Source organism: Pseudomonas sp. 13159349 (genome assembly GCF_013305685.1).
Classification (GTDB): domain Bacteria; phylum Pseudomonadota; class Gammaproteobacteria; order Pseudomonadales; family Pseudomonadaceae; genus Aquipseudomonas; species Aquipseudomonas asiatica.
Map to the genome: position 1 here is coordinate 4650235 of NZ_CP045553.1, position 16631 is coordinate 4666865.

At 64.5% G+C, this 16631-nt stretch carries 15 protein-coding genes; 12 read left to right on the forward strand and 3 right to left on the reverse strand.

Annotated elements, in window-relative coordinates; all coding sequences use genetic code 11:
- Positions 1 to 720 (reverse strand): OmpA family protein, encoded by a 720-nt coding sequence (locus GEV38_RS21470; RefSeq protein WP_054573723.1) that lies wholly within the window; start codon positions 718 to 720, stop codon positions 1 to 3.
- Between the two features lie 89 nt (positions 721 to 809).
- Positions 810 to 1502 carry an OmpA family protein gene (locus GEV38_RS21475; protein WP_003258902.1) on the reverse strand — a complete coding sequence of 231 codons (693 nt, stop codon included), beginning with the start codon at positions 1500 to 1502 and terminating at the stop codon, positions 810 to 812.
- Between the two features lie 159 nt (positions 1503 to 1661).
- On the opposite strand from GEV38_RS21475, the gene GEV38_RS21480 reads away from it, so the two are divergent.
- The 4 genes from GEV38_RS21480 to GEV38_RS21495 are packed head-to-tail and all read left to right on the forward strand — an operon-like array spanning position 1662 to position 3328.
- Entirely contained in the window at positions 1662 to 2156 is a 495-nt protein-coding gene (locus GEV38_RS21480) for a DUF6231 family protein (protein WP_015271541.1), read from the forward strand.
- Positions 2157 to 2158: 2 nt separating this feature from the next.
- Positions 2159 to 2635 carry a YchJ family protein gene (locus tag GEV38_RS21485; RefSeq protein WP_015271542.1) on the forward strand — a complete coding sequence of 159 codons (477 nt, stop codon included), beginning with the start codon at positions 2159 to 2161 and terminating at the stop codon, positions 2633 to 2635.
- A gap of 2 nt (positions 2636 to 2637) precedes the next feature.
- Positions 2638 to 3123 (forward strand): LEA type 2 family protein, encoded by a 486-nt coding sequence (locus GEV38_RS21490; protein WP_015271543.1) that lies wholly within the window; start codon positions 2638 to 2640, stop codon positions 3121 to 3123.
- Between the two features lie 7 nt (positions 3124 to 3130).
- A complete protein-coding gene (locus tag GEV38_RS21495; protein ID WP_054573724.1) occupies positions 3131 to 3328 on the forward strand; it encodes an SEC-C metal-binding domain-containing protein in 198 nt (65 codons plus the stop codon).
- A 54-nt stretch (positions 3329 to 3382) separates the two neighbouring features.
- Here GEV38_RS21495 and GEV38_RS21500 read toward each other — a convergent pair whose 3' ends face one another.
- The gene (locus tag GEV38_RS21500; RefSeq protein ID WP_173896012.1) at positions 3383 to 4579 is read right to left on the reverse strand and encodes an MFS transporter; all 1197 of its coding nucleotides are present in this window, start codon (positions 4577 to 4579) and stop codon (positions 3383 to 3385) included.
- 154 nt (positions 4580 to 4733) lie between these two features.
- Here GEV38_RS21500 and GEV38_RS21505 point away from each other — a divergent pair, with 154 nt between their 5' ends.
- From GEV38_RS21505 to pdeM, 8 genes are all read left to right on the forward strand, one after another.
- A complete protein-coding gene (locus GEV38_RS21505; protein WP_015271545.1) occupies positions 4734 to 6074 on the forward strand; it encodes a PLP-dependent aminotransferase family protein in 1341 nt (446 codons plus the stop codon).
- Between the two features lie 378 nt (positions 6075 to 6452).
- Positions 6453 to 8894, forward strand: a complete 2442-nt coding sequence (locus GEV38_RS21510; RefSeq protein WP_054573726.1) for a penicillin acylase family protein — start codon at positions 6453 to 6455, stop codon at positions 8892 to 8894.
- A gap of 105 nt (positions 8895 to 8999) precedes the next feature.
- Positions 9000 to 9341 carry a hypothetical protein gene (locus tag GEV38_RS21515; protein WP_054573727.1) on the forward strand — a complete coding sequence of 114 codons (342 nt, stop codon included), beginning with the start codon at positions 9000 to 9002 and terminating at the stop codon, positions 9339 to 9341.
- Between the two features lie 98 nt (positions 9342 to 9439).
- The gene (locus GEV38_RS21520) at positions 9440 to 10456 is read left to right on the forward strand and encodes a ligase-associated DNA damage response exonuclease (RefSeq protein ID WP_015271548.1); all 1017 of its coding nucleotides are present in this window, start codon (positions 9440 to 9442) and stop codon (positions 10454 to 10456) included.
- Positions 10453 to 12111 (forward strand): ATP-dependent DNA ligase, encoded by a 1659-nt coding sequence (locus GEV38_RS21525; protein WP_054573728.1) that lies wholly within the window; start codon positions 10453 to 10455, stop codon positions 12109 to 12111. Before GEV38_RS21520 ends, GEV38_RS21525 begins: the two co-directional genes overlap by 4 nt.
- Positions 12112 to 12334: 223 nt before the next feature.
- Complete coding sequence (locus GEV38_RS21530) at positions 12335 to 13450, forward strand: succinylglutamate desuccinylase/aspartoacylase family protein (RefSeq protein ID WP_015271550.1); 1116 nt, start codon at positions 12335 to 12337, stop codon at positions 13448 to 13450.
- Positions 13451 to 13517: 67 nt separating this feature from the next.
- A complete protein-coding gene (locus GEV38_RS21535) occupies positions 13518 to 15971 on the forward strand; it encodes a ligase-associated DNA damage response DEXH box helicase (RefSeq protein ID WP_054573729.1) in 2454 nt (817 codons plus the stop codon).
- Positions 15968 to 16621 (forward strand): ligase-associated DNA damage response endonuclease PdeM, encoded by a 654-nt coding sequence (pdeM, locus tag GEV38_RS21540; protein ID WP_015271552.1) that lies wholly within the window; start codon positions 15968 to 15970, stop codon positions 16619 to 16621. Before GEV38_RS21535 ends, pdeM begins: the two co-directional genes overlap by 4 nt.
- Positions 16622 to 16631: the final 10 nt, after the last annotated feature.

The window sequence follows — 16631 nt, forward strand, 5'->3', positions numbered from 1 at the left end:
TCAGTTGAGGTGCAGTTCCACCCGTCGGTTGCGGGCACGGCCCTCCTCGCTTTCGTTGTCGGTGAGCGGTTCACTCTCGCCGCGCCCCTGGCTGGTGACCTTGCCCGCCTCCAGCCCCTGGCCGATCAGGTAAACGGCCACGCTGCTGGCGCGGCGTTCGGAAAGTGCCTGGTTGTAGCTGTCGGAGCCGACGTTGTCGGTATGCCCGATCACGCTTACCTTGGCCACCGTCGGTGAATCGAGTTTTGCCACCAGGCCTTGCAGACGCTGCTGGGCCGCCGGGGTCAGCTCGGCGGAATCGAAGGCGAACATCACCGCGCCGTTGTCATCCAGGATGATCACCTCCGGCGAGGGTTCAGGTTCAGTGGCAGGCGGCGATGCGGGGTACACCCTCAACGGGCAACCCATGTGGTCGACCGCAGTGTTGGCGGGGGTATCGGGGCAACGATCACGGCGGTCGAAAATGCCGTCGCCATCTTCGTCGCCATCCTGGGCGTAACAGATCAGGCCCCCGGCGATGGCGCCAAGGGCACCGCCGCCAGCCGCCCAACTCGAACTTTCGATGGCGCCCAGGCCACCACCGACCAGGCCGCCGAGCAGGCTGCAGATGGGCCAGGTCCTCTGGTTGAGCGGCGCGCTGCCATCGCTGTGGGTGGCGCAGCCCGCTAGCAGGCTGGCAGCCACCAACAGCGGCAGCGCCGCCTTCGACGTCACATTCATGCTGAATGCTCCTGTGTCATTGGCCACGGACGGCTGACCGCCGTGAAGACGCGCCCGTGCCACTGCTCAAGGCACGGGCGCACGCCGGTCTACCGCTGGATCTTGATCTCGGTACGGCGGTTCATGGCACGCCCCTCGGCCGTGGCGTTGTCTGCCACCGGCTGGGTTTCACCAGCACCGACCACCGACACGAAGCTGCTGCGCGGCACACCGCTCTCGACCAGGTAATCGGTCACCGAGTGGGCACGGCGCTCGGACAGTTTCTGGTTGTAGCTGTCGGAGCCGACGCTATCGGTATGGCCGCTGACGCTCAGGCGGGCGGACGGCGCCTCCTGTTTCAGGCGCGTGGCAATGGTGTTGAGGCGCTCCTTGTCGCTGGCGGTCAGGCGCGCAGAGTCGAACTCGAAGTGCACATCGCGGATGACGATGACTTCTTCCTTCTGCACCACCACTTCCTCGACCACCGCGGCCGGCTCCGGTGGGCAGCCGTTGGCATCGACCTGCACACCGCGCGGGGTGCCTGGGCACTTGTCACGGCTGTCCGGCACACCGTCACCATCCTCGTCGCCATCGCCATGGGCCCAGCAATAGCCCGCCGCCAGGCCACCGCCCAGCAACGCGCCCCAACCAGCCCAGCTGGAGCTCTCGATGGCGCCCAGGGCAGCGCCGCTTACACCCCCGACGGCGGCACATTTCGGCCAGTCGGTCTTTTGCAAACCTGCACAACCAGTCAACACACTGGTGAGCAGAACCAGGGGTATCGCTGTGCGTACTATGCTCATTTCATTGCTTCTCCTAGGGGGAATCGGCATAAGGCCGATTTCAGGGAGTAAAGACCGAGCATCTGATCCCTGCCACCAATAAGCCACGACACAGTCACATGCCTCTTTGCCCGCACGCTGCGGCCCGCTAGTCTTGGATGACTTCAACGAGGATTGGCAATGACCGACGGTTTTTCCCAGCGCACCCCGCAGCAGGCCTTGGCGGCCCTGCTCGATCGCTTCACTCCGCAACGCCTGCTGCTGGTGGGCACGCGCTTCCCGGCGCTGGACGCCTTCGCCCAGGCGCACCCACAGGTAACCATCGCCACGGCCGCCCCAGGCCCGCTGCCGGCAGAACTGGCAGCCCAGCGCTTTGACCTGGCGGTACTGGTGGACTGCCTGGAGCACCTGCCAAAACGCACCGGCCTGGAATTGCTCGGTGGCATTCGCAACCTCAATGCCAGCCGGGTCGCTGTGCTGGCCGACCTGGCCGCCTGTGGCTGGCAGGACACCGATTTCTTTGCCCTTGCCCTGTCGGCCAGCGAGAAATTCCGCCGTGACCAGCAGGTATTGAGCCTGTTCACCTATGATCTACATGACTACAAGCAGGTACCGGACTGGCTGAATGCCAAGTTCTGGGCCAACCCTGAAAACTTCGGCAAGTACTGGTGGTGATGATGAGTGTCTCGGTCTGCCCTTGTGGCAGTGGCAACCTGCTCGACGCCTGCTGCGGGCACTACCATGCCGGCACCCCGGCGCCGGATGCCCAGGCGCTGATGCGCTCACGCTACAGTGCCTACGTGCTGGGCCTGGTCGACTACCTGGTGGCCACCACCCTGCCGGCCCAGCAAGCCGGCCTGGACCGTGCCGCCATGGCCGCCTGGAGCGCCCAGAGCACCTGGCTGGGCCTGGAGGTGGAAAGCGCAGAGGTGCTGGGCGGCCAGCCAGAGCACGGTTTTGTCACCTTCACTGCACGCTGGCACGACCAGGAGGGTGACCATCAGCACCGCGAGCGCTCGGCATTCGTCCAGCACGCCGGGCGCTGGTACTTCATCGACCCCACGGTCGGGCTCAAGGCCGGGCGCAACGACCCCTGCCCCTGCGCCAGCGGCCAGAAGTTCAAGAAATGCTGCGCCAGTTACGTGGGTAGCTGACCATGATCGCCCGCACCCGCCCGCTGCTGCTCGCCACCCTGATGGCATGGCTTGCACTGCTGGCGGGCTGCGCCAGCTGGGGCGGTGACGACTGGCGCGAACCCGAGGTGCACCTGGTCGAGGTGGAGACGGTCAAGGCCAGGTTGCTGGAGCAGGAGTTCGTGCTGCATCTGCGAATCGACAACCCCAATGACAGCCGCCTGTTCATCCGCAACCTGTCGTATGCCATACGCCTCAACGACCTGTTGCTGGTGCAGGATGAAACCAGCGTGTGGCGCAGTGTCGGCGGGCATGCACGGCGTACTTTCAAGATCACCGCACGGACCAACCTGTGGCAGCACCTGAAACCGCTGGCCAAGCTGCTGAAAAGCGAACAACCACTGCATTACAGCCTGCAGGGCGAGCTGGCGACCGGGTTGCTCATCCATCGGGACCTGCACTTGTCGCGCAGTGGTGAGATAATCCCCGGCGATTACAAACCGGAGTGACCCTGCAATGTCCCAGCAACCCCACGTTCATGGCCTTGACTGCAACCACGATCATGATCACCACCACGATCATGGCCATGTACACGGCCCGCACTGCAACCACGGCCACCAGGAGCCGGTACGCAACGCCCTGAAGGACGTTGGCCGTAACGACCCATGCCCGTGCGGTAGCCAGAAAAAGTTCAAGAAGTGCCACGGCGCCTGACCTGAACAGCACTCGCGCGTCCCTGCTGCGGGCCGCGCGGAGGGTAGCCGGGGTCTAACTGGCCCTGGCAGGCCCTGAAACCTTGCGCTGCAGCAACCCTGCGGTGGCCATGAGCAGCACGATGCAGAGGGCCATGCAAATGGCATTGGTGCCATCCCAGCCGACCGTACCCAGCAACAGCGATGGGCTGAATGCACCAACGGTCGCGAACACCGCAATGGCCAGATCGTTCTTCCCCTGCATCTGCATCGCTGCCGGGCTGTTTTGCAGCGTCTGCGCCAACAGCGCCCCACCGCCCACGTAGGTCAGGTTCCAACCCAGGCCCAGGGCTATCAGTGACAAGGTCATCATCGCGTAGCTGTGCGACCACATGTTCATGGCCGTGCAACCGATCAGCAGGCACAGGCCGAGACAGATGGTGGCCCTGATGCCGAGCTTGTGGATGATGGCGCCGGTGAAGAACGACGGCGCAAACATGGCAATCACATGCCATTGAATCGCCAAGCGAACGTCGGAAAAGTCCTCATGCATGTGTTTCATGTGCATGGACGCCTGGATCATCAGCAAATTCATGATGCCGTAGCCCAGCGCGGCCACCGCCATGGCCACGGCAACCACCGGGCTCAGCGGCTCGGCGGTCGTGCCAGCCGGTTTCGCTGCACGGTCGTTACTGGCGGTGCCGGTATCGCCGGGCAGGCAGGCCGCTGTCAGCAACGACATCACCGCCAGGCCGACAAAAGCGGCGTAGCACAGCGAAAACAGCGGATACCCACCAACGTCCCTCAGCCACTCGGTGAGCGCCGGCCCGACCACGGCAGCGATCACCCCACCGGCCACCACCAGGGAAAGCGCCTTGGGCTTCAGGTTCTGGGCCAGATTGTCGGTGGCCGCGAAGCGATTGAAGTTGGCAAACGCAATGTAGATGCCCAATGCCGAATGGCTGATCACCAGCGTCGGGAAGTGCTGGTACTGCACCGCCAGGTAACCACTGATGCCAGACACCGCCAAAGGGACCGAGCCCAGCATGAAGGCGCGCATGCGGCCAATGCGGCTCATCAGCCTGGAGACCGGATAGGTAGCCAGCATCAGGCAAAGGAACTGGAACCCATAGGGCACAGTGGACCATGTGGCAGCAGGCGCCAGCGCCGCCCCGACAATGGCCGCCATGGTCACGGACATGACCGCAGTCGTCAGGTTGATCGATTGCGCGGTGAAATACAGGTACGTGCGCCGTGGAAGGGGGCTCGACATGGCGTGTGCTCACGGTTGGTGGACGGGTGGAATTCTGCATTGGAAAGATGCCGACAGGTGCATGGTGGCATCTGCCGCGCCCTGTAGTTCGAACAGTCGACGCGCTTTCCAGTTAACTGTTAGGCTGTTTTTTCTAACAGCTGCTGGACCCGCCATGCGCCCGCACAGCCTTCATGACCAGTTGAAACAGCGCCTCGAAGCCGGCGAATGGCTGCCTGGCCAGCGCATGCCGTCCATCCGCAAGCTGACGGCGGCGGTTGGCTGCAGCTACCACGATGTCGTCTCCAGCTATGCCCGATTGGTAAGCGAAGGTGTGTTGACCGCCATTCCTGGCCGCGGCTACTTCGTCGCCAGCCACACACGGCAAACCGGCACAGTGGATACGCCCGCAGGCATGGCCGACGACCCGCTGTTCAAGTTGCTGCAGGGGGGCCAGCACTACACCAAACTGGGCAGCGGCTGGCTGCCACCCGCCTGGCGAGACACCGAGCTGCTGGCCAGGGCAATTCGGCGCACGGCACGCCTGGAGCAGAGTTCGCTGGCAGAATATGGCGACATCCAGGGCTACCTGCCCATGCGCAAGCAGTTGTGCGTGCACCTGAAACGCCTGACCCGTGTGGATGCCCGGCCAAGTCAGTTGCTGACTACGCTGGGCGCCACACAAGCGCTGGACCTGGTGGCGCGGTTGTTGATCAAGCCAGGCGATCACGTGTTCGTCGACGAGCCTGGCAATGGCAACCTGATCAAGCTGATCCAGTTGGCCGGCGGCCATGTGGTCGGGGTGCGCCGAACCCAGGACGGACCGAACGTTGAAGACATGAAGGAGCACCTGGCCAGGCACAAGGTCAAGGCACTCTTCTGCAACAGCACCTTCCACAACCCGACCGGCGGCAACATCAGCCCGCACAATGCCTTCAGCGTCCTGCGCCTGGCGGTGGAACACGACTTCTTCGTGGTCGAGGACGATGTCTACGGCGACTTCAGCCCGGGTGTGCGCCAGACCTTTGCCGAACTGGACAACCTTGAGCGGGTCATCTACATCGGCAGCTTCTCGAAATGCCTGTCCGCCTCATTGCGCGTGGGCTACATCGCCTGCTCGGCAGAGCTGATGGAGCCGCTGACACGCCTGAAGCTGCTGACCTGCGTGGCGGTACCGGCGTTTTGCGAGCGCTTCGTCAACACCATCTTGTCCGACGGCACCTATGCCCGGCACATGCAAGACCTGCAGCAGCGCCTGATCCGGCAGCAGGCGCAGACCCAGCAGTTGTTGCGGGCGCGTGGCTGGCAATTCGACATAACGCCCCAAGGTGGCATGTTCCTGTGGGTCTACCACCCCGAACTGGCCGACCTGCAGCCCTTCATGCGTCGCCTGGAACAGCACAAGGTGCTATTGATGCCAGGCTCGGCCTTCGCCGTCAGCCGTGACTATCAACGCCTTGCTCGCATCAATTGCACGCACTTTTCCGACGCCGTGGCCGAACATTTCAAGGTTTGAGTGCATGTCTTGATTTTTGAGGTGGCGCGCAAATCGAGCGCCGCCCGCGCGGCGCTTCGCAGCACAAGGCTGCTCCTACATCTGTTTCGGGCCAGTAATGCCTATGCCAGTGCACGCGACCGCCTTGTTCGTACAACGCGATATCGAGCCATGCGCCAAAGCGTTCGCGCACAAACCTCACAGGAATAATTGGCCTGAAACAAATGTAGGAGCAGCCTTGTGCTGCGAAGCGCCGCGCGGGCGGCGCTCGATCTCACAGGCACCACACACCCCACGCCAAGCACAAAAAATAAACCGCCCAGGGACCTTGCACGGCGCCTGCGCGCTCACTACCTTAGCGCCTTTCGAAACCCGCCACGCCTTGCAGGAGCCCTTGTCATGGCCGCCTCCGCCTTTCCTCCATTCCGCCCGCGGTTCGCAACCGCTGCCACGCTGCTCGGCATGCTCGGGCTGGCCGGCTGCCAGACGGGCGGCTACCAGGGCAGCGTGCCACCGACCAGCGGCGTGCAGCCGCTCAAGGGCCTGGCGCAGAACGTCTCGGTACGGCGCAACGCAATGGGCGCACCACTGATCGAAAGCAGCAGCTTCCATGACGCCCTGTTCAGCCTGGGCTATGTGCATGCCGGCGACCGCATCGAGCAGATGGTCGCCATGCGCCTGCTGGCCCAGGGCCGCCTGGCAGAACTGGCCGGCAGCGACGCGCTGGACATCGACCGCCTGATGCGCGCGGCCAACCTCAAGCAAAGCGCCGCCCAGCAGTACGCCGACGCGTCGCCACGGCTCAAGCGCTTCTTCGAAGTGTATGCACGCGGGGTCAACGCCTACCTGTTCCGCTACCGCGACAAGCTGCCCGCCGGCCTGGCCAGCAGTGGATACCGCCCCGAATACTGGAAGCCCGAGGACTCGGCACTGATCTTCAGCCTGTATGCGTTCAGCCAGTCGGTGAACCTGCAGGAAGAACTGAGCGCCCTGACCCTGGCGCAAAAAGCCGGCAGCGACAAGCTGGCCTGGCTGCTACCCGGTGCCCCGGACGAGCCGTTGGCCGAAGCCGAAGTGGACAAGCTCAAGGGCCTGAACCTGGCCAGCCAGTTGCCGGGGCTGCCAGCCCTGGCAGCCGCCAGCCAGAAGCTGGCCGACCTCGACCTTCTGGGCAGCCCGGGCTCGGCCAACCTGGCCCTGGCGCCGCAGCGCAGCCGCAGCGGCAAAAGCTTGCTGGCCTGCGACAGCCGAGCCGCCTGGGCCCTGAGCCCGGTGCAGATCCACACCGGCAAGTACCAGGTCGCCGGCCTGTCGTTGCCTGGCCTGCCGATCGTGCTGGCCGGCTACAACGGCAAGCTGGCCTGGAGCAGCAGCGCGGTCATGGCCGACAACCAGGACTTGTATCTGGAGCAACTGCGCCACCAGGGCAGCCAACTGAGCTACCTCGCCGACGGCAAATGGCTGCCGGCCCGCGCCCGTAGCGAAACCTTCTTCGTCCGCGGCCAGCGCCCGCTGCGCGAGGTGATGTACGACACCCGCCACGGCACCCTGCTGGCCCAGCCAGGCAATGCCAGCCTGGGCCTGGCGCTGAACCTGCCACAGTTCAAGGGCGACCGCAGCCTGGATGCGCTGTTCGACCTGACCCGTGCCAAGAGCGTGGAGCGTGCCTTCGACAGTACCCGTGAAGTGACCGCCGCCGCCCTCAACTTCGTCTTCGCCGAACCCGAGCACATCGGCTGGCAAGTCAGTGGCCGCTACCCCAACCGCCGCGAAGGCCAGGGCCTGCTGCCGTCGCCTGGCTGGGACGGGCGCTACGACTGGGACGGCTATGCCGACCCGATGCTGCACCCTTACGATCAGGACCCGCCCGCCGGCTGGATCGGCCACGCCAACCAGCGCAGCCTTCCGCGTGGCTATGGCATGCAGCTGTCCAGCACCTGGTACTACCCAGAACGCGCCGAGCGCCTGGCCCAGTTGGCCGGCAATGGCCGCCACGACAGCCGCAGCCTGATGGCCCTGCAGAACGACCAGACCACCCTGCTGGCCGACAAGCTCAAGCAGATGTTCGACGCCCCGGGCATGGCCCAGCCGCTCAAGCAGGCGATCGACGCCCTGCCCGCCGCACAGCGCGACAAGGCCAGCGACGCGCTGGCCCGGCTCAAGGCCTTCGATGGCCGCCTGAGCCCGGTGTCGGCCGATGCCGCACTGTACGAACTGTTCCTCCAGGAAGTCGCCCGGCAAACCTTCCTTGATGACCTGGGCCCGGAATCCGGCCCGGCCTGGCAGGCGTTCGTCAGCAATGCCCGCTTGTCGTTCTCGGCGCAGGCCGACCACCTGCTGGGCCGCGACGACAGCCCGTTCTGGGATGACCGCAATACCCCGCAGAAAGAAGACAAGCCGGCCATTCTCGCCCGCAGCCTGGCTGGTGCTGTGGATGCCGGCACCGCTCAACTGGGAGCCGACCGCCGCGCCTGGCAGTGGGGCAAGCTGCACCAGTACCGCTGGCCTGCACCGGCCTACCATGGCCTGGGCGATGCCCTCGGTCGCCCGCCGCTGGCTGCCGGTGGCGACTTTACCACCCTGGCCCTGACGCCATACGCTTGGGGCAGCGACTTCGACACCCGCCTGCCGGCCTCGGCACGGATGATCGTCGACTTCGGCCAGGCCGAGCCGTTGCAGGTGCTGACCAGCAGCGGGCAGTCCGGCAACCCGGCCAGCACGCATTACAGCGATGGGCTGGATGCCTGGTTCAAAGGGCGCTTCATGAGCCTGCCACTGCAGCAGCAGAACTTCGGGCGGGCGTATGGCAACCAGCGTTTGACGTTGGTGCCTGGGCGCTAGTGGAGCCTTTCCTGCTTACCGGCAGCCACCCAGCTACCTAGCATCCTCGGTGCCGCACTGTTCCCGGACAGGTGCGGCACACTTTCCATCAAGAGGATGATGAACATGGCTACAGAAACCCTGAAAATTGAAATTTCCTGGCCTGATACGCTCAAAGTTCCAGCTGGCGCTACCGTCAATGCACAACTTTGGCTGGGAACCGCAATCGCCGACTACCGCATGATCAGCGACGGAGATGCCAGCGCCCCTGCGGTTTCTTCACCGGTCACCCTGGAAATCGCTTATGACACCGAGGACCTGCTGCCCGACAGCGTCGATACCACTTGGGATCACTTCCGCGCTTCGCCATATCTGATGCATGACGGCAAACGCCTGAACATCGCCCGCGTCGCCAAGATCAGCATCGAAGAAGCCCGAAAATCGGGCTGGAAGGTCGCTATTTCCTGACGCGGGTCTGGCAGCCCTCGAGAGGGCTGCCTCACACATAGAACTTGTCGCAGGCCTCGCCACTCTGACCTAGCAAGCCCTACTCCAGACGTTGAGCCATGGACCTCGTCATCGCCCGCCCCGAAGGCCTGTACTGCCCGCCCGGTGATTTCTACATCGACCCGTGGCGCCCCGTAGACCGCGCTGTTATTACCCATGGTCACGGCGACCATGCCCGCGTCGGCAACCGCCATTACCTCACCGCCGCCTCAGGCGCCGGCATCCTGCGCAGCCGCCTGGGCCAGGACATCCACCTGCAAACCCTGCCGTACGGCGAACGCCTGCTGCACCATGGCGTAACCCTGAGCCTGCACCCGGCCGGGCATGTACTGGGCTCGGCGCAAGTGCGCCTGGAGTACCAGGGCGAGGTCTGGGTCGCCTCCGGCGACTACAAAGTGGAACCCGACGGCACCTGCACGCCGTTCGAACCGGTGCGCTGCCACACGTTCATCAGCGAATCGACCTTCGGCCTGCCCATCTACCGTTGGCCCAGCCAGGGCGAGATTTTCACCGGCATCAATAACTGGTGGCGCGCCAATAGCGAACAGGGCAAAGCCAGCGTGCTGTTCTGCTATGCCTTCGGCAAGGCCCAGCGAATCCTCCACGGGCTGGACGCCAACATTGGCCCTGTCCTCGTGCATGGTGCTGTCGAACCACTCAACCGGGTTTACCGGGACGCTGGCGTCTACCTTCCGCAAACCCGCTATGTCGGCGATATCCCTCGCAACGACCCGCTGCTGCGCCAGGCACTGGTCCTGGCACCGCCTTCGGCGGGTGGCAGCAGTTGGATGCGCCGTTTCGGCGACTACAGCGATGCCTTTGCCAGTGGCTGGATGCTGTTGCGCGGCACCCGACGCCGGCGTGGGGTAGACCGAGGTTTCGTGCTCTCGGACCATGCCGATTGGCCGGGATTGCTCTGGGCCATCGGCCAGACCGGCGCAGAACGCGTGATGGTCACCCATGGTTCGGTCAATGTGCTGGTGCGCTACCTCATCGAACAAGGCCTCGATGCCCGCGCCTTCGTGACCGAGTACGGTGAGGAAGATGACATTGTGACCACGGAGCCAGGCGCATGAAAGCATTCGCCGAGCTGTACATGAGGCTGGATGCGACCACCTCCAGCACTGCAAAGCTCAAGGCGCTACGCGACTACTTCAACACCGCCCCGCCTGTGGATGCCGCCTGGGCGGTGTACTTCCTGGCAGGTGGCCGCCCCCGCCAACTGGTGCCTACACGCGTGCTACGGGAGCTGGCCGGCAGGTTGGCGGGGCTGCCTGACTGGCTTTTCGAGGAGTGCTACCAGGCCGTTGGCGACCTGGCCGAAACCATTTCCCTGCTGGTTCCGGAAAGCCGCCACCCTGGCGACGACGGCCTCGCCCGCTGGGTCGAAGCCCATCTGCTGCCATTGCGGAACCTGCCGGTCGAGGAGATCCAGCAACGCCTGCCGCCTCTTTGGGCCCAGCTGGACCGCCCCAGCCTGATGCTCTGCCTGAAACTCATCACTGGCAGCTTTCGCGTGGGCGTATCGAAGCTGTTGGTCACTCGCGCCCTCGCGCAACTGGCCGGGCTGGATGCCAAACGCGTGGCCCAGCGCCTGGTTGGCTACACCGACATCAGCCACCGCCCGACGGCAGTCAGCTATCAACGGCTGATAGCCCCGGAATCAGACGATGAACATAGCTTGCGTGGCGGCCAGCCCTACCCGTTTTTCCTGGCCCACCCCCTGCAGGTATCAACCGAACAGCTCGATACACTGCTCGGGCCGCCGAGCGAATGGCAAATCGAGTGGAAATGGGACGGCATTCGCGCCCAGGTGGTCAAGCGCGAAGGCCAGCTGTGGGTCTGGTCGCGCGGTGAGGAACTGGTCACCGAACGCTTCCCCGAATTGCACGGCCTGGCGCAGACGTTACCCGACGGTGTCGTGCTCGATGGCGAGATCCTGGTTTGGAAACCTGGTGGCTCAGCGGCTGAGCTGGCCGTGCAGCCATTTGCCCTGTTGCAGCAGCGCCTGGGACGCAAGACCTTGGGCAAGAAGCTGCTGAGCGACGCCCCGGTCGTGCTGCAGGCCTACGACCTGCTGGAATGGCAAGGCGAGGACTGGCGCAGCCGTCCGCAGCATGTACGCCGCCAGCAGCTGGAGCTGGTACTTGAGCAGCACCCATTGGCCCCGGTATTGCTCTCGCCTCTGCTCGAAGGCCAGGACTGGGCCGACCTTGCCCGCCAGCGCGAACAGTCCCGCAGCCTGGGGGTGGAAGGGCTGATGCTGAAACAGCGAGAGGCGTTGTATGGCGTGGGGCGCACCAAGGACATGGGCACCTGGTGGAAGTGGAAGATCGACCCGTTCAGCGTCGATGCCGTGCTGATCTATGCTCAGCGCGGCCACGGCCGGCGGGCCAGCTTGTACAGCGACTACACCTTCGCCGTGTGGGACGCGCCAGCCGGTACGCCGGGTCGGGCACTGGTCCCCTTTGCCAAGGCCTATTCAGGGCTCAGTGACGAAGAAATGCGCAAGGTCGACGCCATCATCCGCAAGACCACGGTTGAAACCTTCGGGCCGGTGCGCAGCGTGACGCCGACGCTGGTGTTCGAGTTGGGCTTCGAGGGCATCGCCCTGTCCAGGAGACACAAGAGCGGCATCGCCGTGCGCTTTCCGCGGATGGTGCGCTGGCGGCTGGACAAGCCAGTGGAAGAAGCGGATGACCTGGCTACATTGCAGGCGCTGCTGGCCTGAAACCATTTCGATACGGCGTTGGCTTTTTCGCGGGCACGCCCGCTCCCGCAGGTTCATCACAGGCCGGGAGGATTGTGAGGTTCCTTGTGGGAGCAGGCACGCCCGCGAAGAAGCCGACGGGGTAATCGGGACGCAATCGAAGGAGGCGCAAGCCCGAAAACTGTGCTTCCATCTTTGTGCCGACTGTGTCGCAGACCGTTTTCGCCACGCACCCAGGACCACCATGCACCACTCAACTCACGACCTGCTCTCGCCCGTTCCGGGCATCACCCGCCAGTTGCACAGCTTCCACTTCGGACCTCGCGGTGGCGGCAAAGTCTATATCCAGGCCTCGCTGCATGCCGACGAGCTGCCCGGCATGCTGGTGGCCTGGCACCTCAAAAGCCGCCTGGGTGAACTGGAACAGCAAGGCCGCCTGCAGCGCGAGATCATCCTGGTGCCGGTGGCCAACCCGGTCGGCCTGGAACAAGTGCTGCTGGACGCGCCGCTGGGACGATTCGAACTGCAAAGCGGCGAGAACTTCAACCGTAACTTCGTCGATCTTTCCGACAGCATCGGCGACCAGATCGAAGAACACCTGACCGAAGACCCGGCACACAACCTCGCGCTGATCCGCGAATACCTGCGGCGGGGGCTGGACGCACACCCGGCGCGCACACCGCTGCAGGCTCAACGCCTGATATTGCAGCGCCTTGCCTGCGATGCCGACATGGTGCTGGACCTGCACTGCGACTTCGAGGCGGTCGAGCACCTGTACACCACGCCAGACGCCTGGCCGCAGATCGAACCTCTGGCCCGCTACCTGGGTGCCCAAGCCAGCCTGCTTGCCACCGACTCTGGCGGGCAGTCGTTCGATGAATGCTTCAGCCTGGTCTGGTGGCAGCTGCAACAACGCTTCGGCAAACGTTTCCCGATTCCGCTGGGCTGCTGCTCGGTCACCGTCGAGTTGCGCGGCCAGGCCGATGTCAGCCACGACCTGGCCAGCAAGGACTGCCAGGCGATCCTCGACTTCCTTACCCATGCGGGGGTCATCGAAGGCGCAAGCCCGGCCCTGCCCGCCTTGCGCTGCCCGGCCACACCACTGGCCGCAGTAGAACCGGTGATAACGCCACTGGGCGGGTTGCTGGTGTACCACGCCCGGCCAGGCCAGCACCTGGAGGCGGGCCAGTTGATCGCTGAAGTCATCGACCCGCTCAGCGACCGGGTGACGGCCATCCGCAACAGCCAGCCCGGCCTGCTGTATGCACGTAACGTACGGCGCATGGCTACCGCAGGCATGGTCATCGCCCACGTCGCAGGCGAGCAGGTGTGCCGCAGCGGCTATCTGCTGGCAAACTGATCCGGTAAAACCATTGCGCCTGGCTGGTTGTCTGTAGAAACACAGCCACCGAAGGACCCTATGCCCCATGCCCGCCGCCACCGACCTCGCCAAGGCCTGGTTCGCCAAGCGTGGCTGGAAGCCTTTCGCTTTCCAGCGCCGCGTCTGGGCCGCCGTGGAACGGGGCGAATCCGGCTTGCTGCATGCCAGTACCGGTGCCGGCAAGACCTACGCGGTATGGCTCGCCGCACTGAGGGCCTTCAAGGCCGAAGCCCAAGGACGTCATGCTGCACCCTTGCAGGTGGTGTGGGTTACCCCCATGCGAGCCTTGGCCGCCGACACCGCCCGCGCACTGCAGATGCCGCTGGACGACCTGGGCCTGCCCTGGAGCGTGGGCATTCGCAGCGGCGACACCGGCAGTGCCGAACGTGCCCGGCAAGCACGGCGCCTGCCCAGCGTACTGGTCACTACCCCTGAAAGCCTTACGCTGCTGTTGACCCGGGCACAAGCTCGCGAAGACTTCGCCACACTGCGCCTGGTAGTGGTGGACGAATGGCACGAACTACTGGGCAACAAGCGTGGAGTACAACTGCAACTGGCTTTGGCCCGCCTGCGCCACTGGCACCCGAGCCTGCCGACCTGGGGCCTGTCCGCGACCCTCGGCAATCTCCAACATGCGCTGGACGTATTGCTGCCACAAGGCGGCCTGCTGGTACAAGGCCGACAGGACAAGCAGTTGCAGGTCGATACCCTGCTGCCAACGGCCATCGAGCGCTTCCCCTGGGCCGGGCACATGGGTTTGAAGATGCTCGATCAGGTCAGCCGGGAGATAGATGCCAGCACTAGTTGCCTTGTCTTCACCAACACTCGGGCGCAGGCCGAACTCTGGTACCAGGCCCTGCTCGAGGTACGCCCCGAGTGGGCCGGGCTGATTGCCTTGCACCATGCCTCACTGGCCCGCGATACCCGTGACTGGGTCGAGCGCAACCTCAAGCAAGGCAACCTGAAGGCAGTGATCTGCACCTCCAGCCTGGACCTGGGGGTGGACTTCCTGCCCGTGGAGCGAGTACTGCAGATCGGTTCCGCCAAGGGCATTGCCCGTCTCGTGCAACGGGCCGGGCGCTCCGGCCATGCGCCGGGGCGGCGCTCCCGGGTGACTCTGGTGCCCACCCACAGCCTGGAACTGGTGGAAGCAGCCGCCGCCAGGCACGCCCTGGCAGCCGGGCACATCGAAGCCCGGCATTCGCCGCGCTTGTGCATGGACGTGCTGGTGCAACACTTGGTAAGCATGGCTTTGGGCAGCGGCTTTCACCCGCAGCAGTTGCTGGCCGAAGTGCGCAGTACCTGGGCCTTCAGCGAATTGCGTGACAGCCAGTGGCAATGGGCGCTGGACTTCGTCTGCCATGGCGGCAGCTCACTCAGCGCCTACCCAGACTACCAGCGCGTCGAGCGCCAGCCCGACGGCACTTACAAGGTTGCCAGCGAACGTTTGGCACGTCGCCACCGCATGAGTATCGGTACCATCGTCAGCGACGCCAGCCTGCAGCTCAAGTACTGGAGCAAGGGTGGCGGGGGCAAGGCGCTGGGCAGCGTCGAAGAGGCGTTCATTGCCCGTTTGCGCCCTGGCGACACCTTGGTGTTCGCCGGGCGAGTGCTGGAACTGGTGCGCGTGGAAAACATGACGGCCTACGTACGCCGCAGTACCGCGCGCAAGGCAGCGGTTGCACGCTGGAATGGTGGCCGCATGCCGCTCTCCAGCGAACTGGCCGACGCACTGGTCGAGCAGCTCGGCGCAGCATCCCAAGGGCGCTTTCAAAGCCCGGAGATGCGTGCAGTACGCCCCCTGCTGGCCTTGCAGGCGCAATGGTCGGCGCTGCCCACCCCCGAAACGCTGCTGGCAGAAACCTTCAAGTCGCGCCAGGGTTGGCACCTGTTCCTGTATCCGTTCGCCGGGCGCATGGCCAACCTTGGCCTGGCCAACCTGATCGCCTGGCGGGTGAGCCGCGTGCAGCCGCTTTCGGTTTCGATTGCGGTCAATGACTACGGTTTCGAACTGCTCAGTCCAGGCAAGGTGGACTGGACGACGCACCTGCCGCAGGCACTTGGTACCGAACACCTGCTGGATGATGTGCTGGCCAGCCTCAACGCAGGAGAAATGGCGTTGCGTCGTTTTCGCGAGATCGCACAGATTGCCGGGTTGGTGTTTGGCGGGTATCCGGCGGCGCAGAAAAGCCTCAGGCAGATCCAGGCCTCCAGCGGCTTGTTTTATGAGGTATTTCGCAAGCATGACACCGGCAACCTGCTGCTGGCCCAGGCACGGGACGAGGTGCTGAATGAGGAACTGGAGATCGAGCGGTTGCACCGGCAATTGCTGAAGATGGGCCAGTTACAGCTGGAACTGCGACCACTCAAACGGCCCGGACCGTTGGCATTTGCCTTGCTGGTGGAAGGCATGCGCGAAACGTTGAGCACCGAGAGACTGGCGGACCGGATTGCGAGGATGGTCGCGGAGCTGAACAGTGCGGCGGACGCTACGGAATGACCAACCTTCTACCCATCGAACACCATGGCCAAGTGCTCTGGCTGCTTTCGGACAAGGCCATCTACTGGCCAGCCCGTCATGCTCTGCTGGTGGCCGACGTGCACATCGGCAAGGCAGCAAGCTATCGCGCCTTGCACCAACCGGTACCGCGCGGCACCACCGAGGCGACACTCTCCCGCCTGGATGCATTGCTGGCAAGGCATGATTGCGAGCAACTGATCATTCTTGGCGATTTTCTGCATGCGCGCGCAGCGCAGGCGCCGGCAACTTTGGCAACGCTGCAGGCCTGGCGAGAGCGCCACAGAACCCTGAAAATCGTGCTGATCCGCGGCAATCACGATCGAAACGCCGGTGACCCGCCCGCGTCACTTGGTATCGAAGTCGTGAGCGAACCTTGGCTGTTGGAACCCTTTGCGCTACAGCACGAACCCCGCCCCCACCCGACCCAACCGGTGTTGGCAGGGCACGTACACCCGGTATTCGTCCTGCGCGGCAAGGCTCGGCAACGCCTGCGATTGCCCTGCTTCCTGATCGATGGACAGGTCAGCCTGCTGCCGGCGTTCGGTGAGTTTACCGGGGGTTGGGAAATCGCCCCCACGGGCGCCAGCCGGGTGTTCCTGACCGGTGCAGACCGCGTCTGGCCGCTCTAGCCCGGATCAC

Excerpts from the sequence above, each read along its gene's own strand:
- GEV38_RS21490 (WP_015271543.1), top strand. The coding sequence starts at position 2,638 with ATGATCGCCCGCACCCGCCCGCTGCTGCTCGCCACCCTGATGGCATGG.
- pdeM (WP_015271552.1), top strand. The coding sequence starts at position 15,968 with ATGACCAACCTTCTACCCATCGAACACCATGGCCAAGTGCTCTGGCTG.
- GEV38_RS21485 (WP_015271542.1), top strand. The coding sequence starts at position 2,159 with ATGAGTGTCTCGGTCTGCCCTTGTGGCAGTGGCAACCTGCTCGACGCC.
- GEV38_RS21520 (WP_015271548.1), top strand. The coding sequence starts at position 9,440 with ATGGACCTCGTCATCGCCCGCCCCGAAGGCCTGTACTGCCCGCCCGGT.
- GEV38_RS21480 (WP_015271541.1), top strand. The coding sequence starts at position 1,662 with ATGACCGACGGTTTTTCCCAGCGCACCCCGCAGCAGGCCTTGGCGGCC.
- GEV38_RS21515 (WP_054573727.1), top strand. The coding sequence starts at position 9,000 with ATGGCTACAGAAACCCTGAAAATTGAAATTTCCTGGCCTGATACGCTC.
- GEV38_RS21470 (WP_054573723.1), bottom strand. The coding sequence starts at position 720 with ATGAATGTGACGTCGAAGGCGGCGCTGCCGCTGTTGGTGGCTGCCAGC.
- GEV38_RS21500 (WP_173896012.1), bottom strand. The coding sequence starts at position 4,579 with ATGTCGAGCCCCCTTCCACGGCGCACGTACCTGTATTTCACCGCGCAA.
- GEV38_RS21535 (WP_054573729.1), top strand. The coding sequence starts at position 13,518 with ATGCCCGCCGCCACCGACCTCGCCAAGGCCTGGTTCGCCAAGCGTGGC.
- GEV38_RS21530 (WP_015271550.1), top strand. The coding sequence starts at position 12,335 with ATGCACCACTCAACTCACGACCTGCTCTCGCCCGTTCCGGGCATCACC.
- GEV38_RS21475 (WP_003258902.1), bottom strand. The coding sequence starts at position 1,502 with ATGAGCATAGTACGCACAGCGATACCCCTGGTTCTGCTCACCAGTGTG.
- GEV38_RS21525 (WP_054573728.1), top strand. The coding sequence starts at position 10,453 with ATGAAAGCATTCGCCGAGCTGTACATGAGGCTGGATGCGACCACCTCC.
- GEV38_RS21505 (WP_015271545.1), top strand. The coding sequence starts at position 4,734 with ATGCGCCCGCACAGCCTTCATGACCAGTTGAAACAGCGCCTCGAAGCC.
- GEV38_RS21495 (WP_054573724.1), top strand. The coding sequence starts at position 3,131 with ATGTCCCAGCAACCCCACGTTCATGGCCTTGACTGCAACCACGATCAT.
- GEV38_RS21510 (WP_054573726.1), top strand. The coding sequence starts at position 6,453 with ATGGCCGCCTCCGCCTTTCCTCCATTCCGCCCGCGGTTCGCAACCGCT.